Here is a 4,738-nt window from a genome sequence, read left to right on the forward strand (position 1 = left end):
TACCATTACCCGTGGCGCGACGTTTGGCGTGCAGCAGCCATGCTGCCGCGCCAGCCGTGCTTGCGATCCGACGCGGGATAGAGCGGATTTCCCGCCAGGCACGCCCGTCTACCTTACCCATCCGTGATGAGCAGCAGTGCAGGTTGTGAAGCAGACTTTCCGCCTGTCCATCAGCATTACCCCATGTTCATCACGTACCAGGAGCGCAGACGGGAAGCCTCCCCCTCACAGCCAGGCCACCCCATCACCGGTCATCACCAGCGAAGACTCACTGCCTGCAATGACCACTATGCCATACGAGAACCTTCCCACCCCCGATAGTGTAACAATTGTCATCGCACGTGAGCGATTCCCTTGATATAATCAAAAAAGTATTCGACACTCATACCCACCGCCTATGAACCAAGACATCCGTATTGCAATCGATCTCCCTCCCGGCGAGTCTGAAACCCTCGCCCTCGTGTTGCAGCAGGGTGGCTTCACCACCCGCCCCGTGCAGCACCGCGACCTCGACTGGCAGACGATCATGGTCGTGATCCGCGATGCCGGCGACATCGCCGCCGCCACGACCGCCATTATCGCCCTGGCGGAACGGATTATCGCCTACTGCAAATCCATGCGCGACCAGGGGAAGACAGCGCAGGTCACGCTGCGCCGCGCCGGCCAACCGCCGCTCGAACTGGCCCACGCGACCGACAAGGAGGTGCTGGAATGGCTGCTCAAGACACCGCCGCAGGACTGATGCCGGTGCGGATGCTGCTGCTCTTCGCCGCACCGCTGGTCGTGTAGCGCAATGGCGAGCTGACACCGATTCCCCTGCTACCGGTGCAGCAGGAGATTGAGAGTCTGGAACAGACCTGCCGTGACCTGGGGGTGGCGATTGAGATTGAGACCGCCATCGCCACCACCCATCGGCTGGGACATCTCTTCGCTACCGCCCGCCAACCGTTCGATATCCTGCATTTCAGCGGACACGGTAGCCGCCACCTCGACGGTTCGAGTGTGCTGGCGCTGGAGAATGAGGCTGGCATGCTGCGCGATCTCCACGCGGACGAGTTTCGCCGTCTGATCGGCAATCAGCCGTGCCGGCTGGCCTTCCTCAGCGCCTGCCATTCTGCCGGTCTGGCCGAGGCCCTGATCGCCGCCGGCGTCCAAAATGTCGTTGCGATCAATGCCACCGATCCGGTGCTTGACCGCGCCGCCCGTATCTTCGCCGTCCGTTTCTACGCCGCCCTGTTCGCGGGCTGTTCGGTGAACGAAGCGTTTGCCGCCGGACGGGCAGCGGTGTTCGCCGACGACGATCTGCGCCAGGTGTCCGATCCGGAGACGCTCCAGCCCCTGAATGTGCAGGAAGAGGTGAAGTTTCGCCTCTTGCCGGAGGACGATCCACGCCACGCACAACCACTCGTACCGGTGCCACCACCCGGCAACCTGGTATTTCGGCGACCGCCATGGCAACAGACCAACCTCAGCCCGGTGAGCGCCGATCCCTTCGTTGGCCGCAGCCGCGAACTGCACATCATTGCTCAGGCGCTGCTCGACAATCGCTGCGTGGCGACCACGGTATGGGTGGTATGGGCAAGACCGCGCTGGCCGAGGCGGCGGCCCGCTGGCAGCACGAACGCGCCCGCTGGCGGGACGGCGTCTGGCTGGTTGCGCTGCGAAACGTGAACAGCGCGGATGATGCGCACGGCCGGATTGCGCTCGCACTGGGGTTAGACCCCAGGAATGCCGAAAACAATATCACCCTGGCCTGGGCACTGTCCAATCGCCAGAGTCTGCTTGTCCTCGACGACCTCGACGGCCTGCTCATCCACGACCGTCAGGGCCTGATCGACCTGCTGCGAGCACTGCTCGGCACCCGCTCCCTGCGCCTGATCACCACGGCACGGATCAACCTGCCGGGACAGGTGCATCATCAGGCGCTCGAACTGACCCAGTTCATACCGGAGGACGCCCGACCGCATTCCGCACCTACGCGCCACCCCTGACAGCGTGGGGCGCCTGGACCCTAGATGAGTGGCGTGACCTGATGCAGTTTCTGGACGGCTATCCCTTCCCGATCCGGCTGGCGGCGACGGCGATGCGCCAGGCCCACCTCAGCCTGAGCAACCTGCGCTGCCGGTTACAGGCCAACCCCCAGGGCACATTGCGTTATCCGGGGGATGCCGAGGATCGCGAGACCAGCCTGGCCGCTACCCTCGACCTCTCGTACACCATCCTCCCCCCCAATGCCCAACGCGCCTTTATGGTGCTGGCGCTCTTCCCGGCGGGATTGACGCGCAATGCCGCCCAGACCATCCTGCACCTGGCCGACGAGACACTAGAGACGGTTGTGCGCTACGGTATGGCCGAATGGCGTGGTCACGCCGACTATGCCCAGTGTGCCTTACCGGAACCAGCCCGGTGCTATGCCGAAGACCGGCTCGCGCGGCACATCCCGGACGCATTCGCACAGTGCGCCCCCGCTACCCTGGTATACGTTGCCAACCTGATCGAGGCGAACGACGAAGCGATTATCAACGGGAACGAACGCACCGCCATCACCATCCTGACCCTCGAACAACCCAACCTGACCCGCTACCTGGACTGGGGCTATGACCACGACACAGAAAGCAACGGTGTCAACCGTGCGGCACGGGCCACAGCCCGGCTGGGGCACTACTGGATGCTCAAAGGTGAACGAAGCCGGCCAGAGGTTCTGGCGCGCCTGGAACGCGCCCTGACCGCTGCCCGCCGCAGCAACGACCGCCTCGGCGAAGCCAACACGCTCAAAGCCATCGGCGACGTGCAGCAGTTTTAGGCCGACCGCGACGCGGCCATGCGCAGCTATGAGGCGGCGCTGACCCTCTTCCGCGACATCGGCGCCTGCCTCGGCGAAGCCAACACGCTGGCTGCGCTGAGCCGTCTGCACCTCGATATTGACCCGACAACGTCCCGGCAGTTGCTCGAACAGGCACTGACGCTGCAGCGGCTGATCAATGACCGATACAGCGAAGGCGCTGATCTCGGCAACTACGGCATTGCCCTTATGCAACGCGGGCGCAATGCGGAAGCCTTGCCCTATCTGCAACAGGCGCGGGAGGTGTTTGCAGCGCTTCAGATGGCGCACCAGGTTGAGATGGCAGATCAGTTGATTGCGCAGGCGTCGGCTGGTGGGTAAGTGGTGGCTGGCGGATGGAGGTCGCAGGGCACGGGTCGGCGGCTGGGGTAGGGTGGTAGGTAGATTGGGCGACCAGTCTTACGACGCACCGCATGGACAACAAACACACGCTTGCCGCGACCAATAACCAGTCTGCCCGCTGCCGCTATCGCAGTCCACTCATTCGACCATTACACGGCCTCATCCGCCGCCAACCACACCCACTCGATCAACCGCGCCGTCAGCCGGAGGCAGATTACCCGCTGGTCACCGGCAAGCAGACAATGGGCTAGCGATCAGGCAGCTCCGGCACCGCCATCATCGTCGCCTGCATCAGGGCAATCGGAACGCGCCGGTCACCATCAACGGTAAACGCCTCGCCGGCGCAGACAGTCACCGTTTTGCCGGCACGCACCACGCGCCCCACCGCCAGAAAGCGCTGAACACGGGCCGGGCTGAGAAAGTTGACTTTGAATTCCACCGTCAGCACTTCACGCCCGACCGGCATCAATGTCAGCGCCGCATAGCCACAGGCGCTATCCAGAATGCTGGCAATAGCACCGCCGTGGATGTAGCCATGCTGCTGGCTATAGGTCGGATCAGCAGGCATAGTGATTGCCACCTCGCCGGGTTTAAGGTGTTCGATCACAGCATGAAGCGCCTGCATCAGCCCCTGACGGGCAAAACTGGCCCGGACACGCGGTTCCCAATCGGGGGTTTGTGGATGGAAGGTGTGCATGACTCTCTCGACCGCATTGCAGCGGCTATGGTTCATCGGGAAACGATAGCTGTATTATACGATATCTCCTGTGCGTGGTGAACGGCGTTATCGAGGGGGAGCACGCCCTCACCCCCGGCCCCTCTCCCACGTGCGCGGGCGAGGGGCGTTTAGATGTATTGGGGCGTCCTGATCGGACATCTGGCAGCATAGGCCATAACCGCCACCTGTTTCCCTGCTGCTGCACGTGAACGATGCACCGCTGGACGCCGGGTAGGGGCGACGCATGCGTCGCCCCTACCACGCCGACAACTAGCCACAAGCAACTCGCCAGTGGCACATCCGGTAACGCTTCTGCACGAGGATGACACCCGAACCATGCACCTTGTTGAGCACGATTCGGTATGCGACGGTAGCCATGCCTGTGTCTCATCCATTGCGTCTGTCTTTGCAGGGCATGGGGGTGCCCCCCAACCCGCCCCCGCTGGGGGCGGGAGTCATCGGCGCAGGGCGGATGGTGAGTGCGCCTCCGGTGCTCTCCCAGTGGGGCGATAGGCCGCTTTCCGCTGTCCTGTTGTCTGTCCTTGTATCACCCCCACCCCAGCCCGCCCCCGCTGGGGGCGGGAGTTTGCCTCCCCCAGCGGGTGAAACACCTTACCATTCCTCCCCCCAGCGGAAGAATTACCTTACCATTCCTCCCCCCAGCGGCTATGCATGACCCACATATCGCGCTGCGTTAGGCCAGGTTGCACGCGCTCCCCTGGCGCAGACTTCCAGCCTGCGTGGAGGCATCCTCGCCAGCACCGGCAGGTGCTGGCCGTGGCCGCTGGTGCGCAGGCACGAACCTGGTACAACCAAACGTCTACGCGCAGGGATCG

At 63.6% G+C, this 4,738-nt stretch carries 7 protein-coding genes; 6 read left to right on the forward strand and 1 reads right to left on the reverse strand.

Features of this window, described 5'->3' with window-relative positions; translation table 11 throughout:
• Positions 1 to 397: 397 nt before the first annotated feature.
• The 6 genes from VAE55_RS14540 (at position 398) to VAE55_RS14565 (ending at position 3,435) form a co-directional block, all read left to right on the forward strand.
• Positions 398 to 742: a hypothetical protein gene (locus VAE55_RS14540; RefSeq protein WP_322816469.1), complete on the forward strand. Its 345-nt coding sequence runs from the start codon at positions 398 to 400 to the stop codon at positions 740 to 742.
• Between the two features lie 74 nt (positions 743 to 816).
• Positions 817 to 1,671, forward strand: a complete 855-nt coding sequence (locus VAE55_RS14545) for a CHAT domain-containing protein (RefSeq protein ID WP_416181207.1) — start codon at positions 817 to 819, stop codon at positions 1,669 to 1,671.
• Positions 1,575 to 1,991: a hypothetical protein gene (locus VAE55_RS14550; RefSeq protein WP_322816471.1), complete on the forward strand. Its 417-nt coding sequence runs from the start codon at positions 1,575 to 1,577 to the stop codon at positions 1,989 to 1,991. The genes VAE55_RS14545 and VAE55_RS14550 overlap by 97 nt, the downstream gene beginning before the upstream one ends.
• Positions 1,992 to 2,032: 41 nt before the next feature.
• Positions 2,033 to 2,803: a hypothetical protein gene (locus tag VAE55_RS14555; protein ID WP_322816472.1), complete on the forward strand. Its 771-nt coding sequence runs from the start codon at positions 2,033 to 2,035 to the stop codon at positions 2,801 to 2,803.
• Positions 2,804 to 2,821: 18 nt separating this feature from the next.
• Positions 2,822 to 3,163 carry a hypothetical protein gene (locus VAE55_RS14560; RefSeq protein WP_322816473.1) on the forward strand — a complete coding sequence of 114 codons (342 nt, stop codon included), beginning with the start codon at positions 2,822 to 2,824 and terminating at the stop codon, positions 3,161 to 3,163.
• 92 nt (positions 3,164 to 3,255) lie between these two features.
• The gene (locus VAE55_RS14565; protein ID WP_322816474.1) at positions 3,256 to 3,435 is read left to right on the forward strand and encodes a hypothetical protein; all 180 of its coding nucleotides are present in this window, start codon (positions 3,256 to 3,258) and stop codon (positions 3,433 to 3,435) included.
• Here the strand turns inward: VAE55_RS14565 and VAE55_RS14570 are convergent.
• Positions 3,432 to 3,881 carry a PaaI family thioesterase gene (locus tag VAE55_RS14570; RefSeq protein WP_322816475.1) on the reverse strand — a complete coding sequence of 150 codons (450 nt, stop codon included), beginning with the start codon at positions 3,879 to 3,881 and terminating at the stop codon, positions 3,432 to 3,434. The two genes, VAE55_RS14565 and VAE55_RS14570, sit on opposite strands and share 4 nt — an antisense overlap.
• Positions 3,882 to 4,738 lie beyond the last annotated feature (857 nt).

Origin of the sequence: Chloroflexus sp. (genome assembly GCF_034432675.1) — a bacterium.
GTDB lineage: Bacteria > Chloroflexota > Chloroflexia > Chloroflexales > Chloroflexaceae > Chloroflexus.

Excerpts from the sequence above, each read along its gene's own strand:
- VAE55_RS14540 (WP_322816469.1), top strand. The coding sequence starts at position 398 with ATGAACCAAGACATCCGTATTGCAATCGATCTCCCTCCCGGCGAGTCT.
- VAE55_RS14550 (WP_322816471.1), top strand. The coding sequence starts at position 1,575 with ATGGGCAAGACCGCGCTGGCCGAGGCGGCGGCCCGCTGGCAGCACGAA.
- VAE55_RS14555 (WP_322816472.1), top strand. The coding sequence starts at position 2,033 with ATGCAGTTTCTGGACGGCTATCCCTTCCCGATCCGGCTGGCGGCGACG.
- VAE55_RS14560 (WP_322816473.1), top strand. The coding sequence starts at position 2,822 with ATGCGCAGCTATGAGGCGGCGCTGACCCTCTTCCGCGACATCGGCGCC.
- VAE55_RS14565 (WP_322816474.1), top strand. The coding sequence starts at position 3,256 with ATGGACAACAAACACACGCTTGCCGCGACCAATAACCAGTCTGCCCGC.
- VAE55_RS14570 (WP_322816475.1), bottom strand. The coding sequence starts at position 3,881 with ATGCACACCTTCCATCCACAAACCCCCGATTGGGAACCGCGTGTCCGG.